The sequence below is a fragment of the Streptomyces sp. UNOC14_S4 genome (assembly GCF_020740835.1).
Lineage (GTDB): Bacteria > Actinomycetota > Actinomycetes > Streptomycetales > Streptomycetaceae > Streptomyces.
Window position 1 is genome coordinate 1 of record NZ_JAINFC010000605.1, and the last position, 4,114, is coordinate 4,114.

Below are 4,114 nucleotides of genomic sequence, written 5' to 3' on the forward strand. Positions count from 1 at the left end.
GTGCCGAGGAGTCGGAGTGGGGGTGTGGGTGGGCCCCGGCGGACGGCGATGCGGCCTGGTACACCGACGGCGAACGCGGCGGCCCGATGTCCGTTTCCGGACACGAAGGACTCTATCTCCCCCCGAATGCCGGTGCGTTCGCGATCCGGCACTTCTCGTACGACAGTTCACTCAATCAGGTATAAAACAGTGCCTGTTCCTGGAATTTGACGGCGGCTCACCATAAAGAAGCCCGGACCCCCGTCGGGGTCCGGGCTCGCGGGAGGCAGCAGACCTCAGTCCTCGTGGGCCGCCGGGGGCAGCTCCCTCAGGTGCAGCGGAGTGTGCTTGCCGTAGGCATAGTCGAGCATCTTGGCCGCGTCCGGGTAGCGGCTGGCGGCATCGTTGAGGAGGACGCCGATCACGGTACGGCCGTCCCGCTGCGCGGCGAAGACGAGGCAGGGGCCGGCGACGGAGGTGGTGCCGGTCTTGACACCGATGACGCCGCCGTAGGAGCCGAGCAGCTTGTTGGTGTTGTACCAGGTGTAGAGGCGGTTGACGTTGGCCGCCTTCTGCTGGGTGTTCAGGGTGCTCATGACCTCGCGGAAGGTGCGGTTGCCCAGCGCGTGGCGGGAGAGCTTCGCGAGGTCGCGCGGGGTGGTGAGGTTGCCGCCCCGGGAGGAGATCCCGTCGAAGGAGTCGTAGGTGGTACGGCCCAGCCCGAGCTCCGCCGCCTTCTTGTTCATCTTCGAGACGAAGGAACGGGTGCGCACCTCCTCAGTGTTCCCGCTGCCGTAGGCGTCGGCGAGCGCGTAGGCGGCGTCACAGCCGGACGGGAGCATCAGCGCGTACAGCAGCTGTCGGGCCGTCAGCTTGTCGCCGGTGCGGAGGTCGGCGGTGCTGGCCCCGGTACGCGCGACGTAGTCGCGGTAGGACTGCTTGATCTCGATCTGCCGGTCGAGGCTCATGCCGTGGCTGTCGAGCACCACGACCGCGGTCATGATCTTCGTGGTGCTGGCCATCTGCCGTCGGGTGTCCGCGTCCTTCCCCCACAGCTGCCGGTCGGCGCCGCTGTCGAGCAGATACGCGCCCTTCGCGGCGATCCCGGACGGGCCGCTCGCGGCCCCGGCCGCACCCGCCGGGACCGCGAGCGCGGCGGCCAGGGCCGAGGCGACCGCCGCCGCACCCCAGCGGCGGTCCATCACTCCCCCACTTCGCTGCATACAGGCTCCCATTCCTCTGATAGTCGGTTCAGGGAGTGCGCATCGTCGCACCAGGCGCGGCGTGGGGCGAAATCCCGGACACTATCGGGGCATTGAGGCCTGGGAGGCTGACGGCGAGGGGGCACGCGGCGGCGCCTCGCGGCACCCGGCACCCTCTTCTGTACCTATGAGTATGTACAGTGTGACCTCGCAACGCATTCCGCATGAATCCGTATGAGTCCGTATGAGGGAGTTCCCTGCCGTGTACGCCATGCAGTACGAGATCACCCTGCCCGCCGACTACGACATGGAGGTCATCCGCAAGCGCGTCCGCGACTTCGGCCATACGCTCGACGACCGCCAGGGGCTCCGCCTCAAGGCGTACGTCATCCGCGAACGGGGCGTCGACAGCTCGCCCGTGAACCAGTACGCGCCGTTCTACCTGTGGGACGACACCGCCGCGATGAGCCACTTCCTGGTGGGCGGCGGGGGCTTCCGGAACATCGTCCGCGACTTCGGCCGCACCCCCGTGCGGCACTGGACGGTCGCCGCCCGCGAGACGGGCCCCTCCTGGGACACCACACCCCGTGCCGCGTCACGGCACGTCACTTCCCTGCCCGCCGACGAGGACCCGGAGACGGCGGTACGCTCCGCGCTCGACGACCTGCGGCGTACCGCCCGCCGCGCGGACGTCCACACGACGGCCCTGGCCGTCGACCCCCTGCGCTGGCAACTGCTCCGCTTCACCCTCTGGCGGGACGCGGTCCCGCACGACGAGCCCGCCACGGAACGCTACGAGCTCCTCCACCTCTCGGAACCGGCCAAGCGGTAGCCCCCGTAGGCGCGCCCAAAACCAAACAGGCGGCGCACCGCCAGTCACAGAAGACTGGAAATCCACCACGGGAGCTCGCGCCGCGAGCACCCCGCGTGGGACCGTACCGCCGCCTCGTCCACCCCCAGCAGATCCGCCACCTGCCCCGACTTGTAGCCGATCACATAGGTGAGGACCAGCGCGTCGCACTGCCGCTCCGGCAGCCGGGTGATGGCCGCGTAGAGGGCCATCCGGTTCTCCAGCAGTTCGAACCGCTGTCGGCAGGCCCGCGGCAGGGGCCGGGTGACGCACCCGAAGGCCGCGGCGGCGAGCGCGGAGTCGCGGCCGCGGGCCGCGAGCCAGTCCGCCACGTGCTGCTTGAAGAGGGACCAGGCACAGGATTCGGCGGACGGCTGCCGCAGCACGTACGCCCACCGCAGCCGCAACTGCTCGAAGACCGCCTCGGTGATCTCCTCGGCGGCCTTCCGGTCGCCGGTGTGCACATGGGCGTACAGACGCCACCGCCGCGCGTGCAGTTCGCGGAAGGCCGCGTACGCGACGACGGTGACCGCCGCGCGACGGCGGCGCGTACGGACCAGCAGGAGCCGCTCCCGTTCTCCAGTCACAGACTCCCCGATCCGTCGTACCGTCGCGCGGTGTGGCTGTGCGTCGCCGCGATGCGCTCGGCATCCAATGAACCGGAAAACCGAGCCGCTTGTGCGGCTACCCGCCAAAAATTTTAACTCTCCGCATCGATGCGGTTACTCATGAGCAGCCCTGGAACCGGGACATATGACGGCCCGCCGGGACGTATGACCTCCTGATCGTCAGATCGCGTAGTGCCACACCGTGAGCATGTGCGCCCCGTACCAGCAGCCGAACGCCGTCGCGGCGGCGAGGGCGACGACCGCCGTGCGGGTGCGGGCGCGGGCCAGCGCGCGGGCGGCGGGGACGAGGAAGAGCAGCGCGGGCACCAGCAGCCGCAGCTTCGAGTGGGAGTAGTTGCTCTGGCAGAGCGTGAGGACCACGATGCCGGTGCCGTGGACGAGCAACGGCGGCCAGGCGCCGCGCTCCCAGGCGAGCACCGTGGCGCAGACCAGCGCGAGCAGCAGCACGGCCGTGCTCACCGGCACCCAGCCGTCCCCGTGGGCGAAGGTATCGGCGAGGAAGTCCCAGAACGCCTTGCCGTTGTCCCAGTGGGTGCCCCAGCCCGCCTCCTGGATGGTGAACCAGGCGTCGAGGTCGCCGACGCGCCGCCCCACCCACCACAGGTACAGCGGGGTACCCGCGCAGGCCAGGGCGACGGCCGCCACAGGGCGGGCGGACCACCGGCGCTGCCGCAGCAGTTCGAGGCCCGCGGCCACGGCCAGGGCGGCGACGGCGGCCGCGGCGGCGGGCCGGGTGAGGCCGGTCAGCAGGGCGAGGGTGCCCGCGGTGAGCCAGGCGCGGCGGTGCGCGGCGAGGAGGGTACCGGCGGCCAGGGCCAGGAACAGCGACTCGCTGTAGGACATGAAGAAGGCCATGGCCATCGGCTGTGCCCCGGCCAGCAGGACGGTCGCGACGGTCGCGGTGCGCCGCCCGTACAGCCGGGTGAACAGGCACTGGACGACGACGAGCGCGGCGATCAGCGCCAGATGGGCGACGACGACGCCCGCGATGTCGTGGTCGAGGCCGGTGAGCGCGTGGACGGTCCGGATCAGCAGCGGGTACAGCGGGAAGAAGGCCAGGTTGTTCCCCGTCAACTGGCCTTCCGGCGTGTACGTGTAGCTATCCGGGTAGCCGTTGGCGGCTATGTCGGCGTACAGCAGGCCGTCCCAGGAGAGCAGGCGCGCGCGGAGTCCGGGGCCGTCGGGACCGTCCATCGCGGCCAGCAGCACGAGGTGCAGCGCGGCGGTGGCGGCGTAGACGGCGAGGGGCGGCCAGAGCAGCGGAAGGATCCGTTCCGTCAGCCACCGGCTCAGGTGCTTCCGCGGGTCTTTCCACGAGTCCTTCTGCGGGTCCTTCTGCGGGTCCTCCTTCAGGTGCTCCGGGTGCGCGGGCGGTGGTTCGGGCAGGCCGGTCCCGGCGACGGTGCCCGTCGCACAGGAGCCGGGTATGCCGGGGGGCGGGGCCGGATTCATGG

General features: G+C 70.6%; 5 protein-coding genes. 2 read left to right on the forward strand and 3 right to left on the reverse strand.

What is annotated here, in order from left to right; translation table 11 throughout:
* Positions 1-185, forward strand: a 185-nt coding sequence (locus K6I34_RS32915; RefSeq protein ID WP_229331705.1) for a hypothetical protein, incomplete at its 5' end; no start/stop codon positions are given.
* A gap of 90 nt (positions 186-275) precedes the next feature.
* Here K6I34_RS32915 and K6I34_RS32920 read toward each other — a convergent pair.
* A complete protein-coding gene (locus tag K6I34_RS32920; protein WP_229331706.1) occupies positions 276-1,202 on the reverse strand; it encodes a D-alanyl-D-alanine carboxypeptidase family protein in 927 nt (308 codons plus the stop codon).
* 241 nt (positions 1,203-1,443) lie between these two features.
* On the opposite strand from K6I34_RS32920, the gene K6I34_RS32925 reads away from it, so the two are divergent.
* Positions 1,444-2,013 carry a DUF4865 family protein gene (locus K6I34_RS32925; RefSeq protein WP_229331709.1) on the forward strand — a complete coding sequence of 190 codons (570 nt, stop codon included), beginning with the start codon at positions 1,444-1,446 and terminating at the stop codon, positions 2,011-2,013.
* 44 nt (positions 2,014-2,057) lie between these two features.
* Here the strand turns inward: K6I34_RS32925 and K6I34_RS32930 are convergent, their stop codons facing one another.
* A complete protein-coding gene (locus K6I34_RS32930; protein WP_229331707.1) occupies positions 2,058-2,618 on the reverse strand; it encodes an RNA polymerase sigma factor in 561 nt (186 codons plus the stop codon).
* Positions 2,619-2,819: 201 nt separating this feature from the next.
* The gene (locus tag K6I34_RS32935; RefSeq protein WP_229331708.1) at positions 2,820-4,112 is read right to left on the reverse strand and encodes a hypothetical protein; all 1,293 of its coding nucleotides are present in this window, start codon (positions 4,110-4,112) and stop codon (positions 2,820-2,822) included.
* Positions 4,113-4,114: the final 2 nt, after the last annotated feature.

Coding starts and splice junctions, on each gene's coding strand:
- K6I34_RS32935 (WP_229331708.1), bottom strand. CDS start 4,112: ATGAATCCGGCCCCGCCCCCCGGCATACCCGGCTCCTGTGCGACGGGC.
- K6I34_RS32920 (WP_229331706.1), bottom strand. CDS start 1,202: ATGCAGCGAAGTGGGGGAGTGATGGACCGCCGCTGGGGTGCGGCGGCG.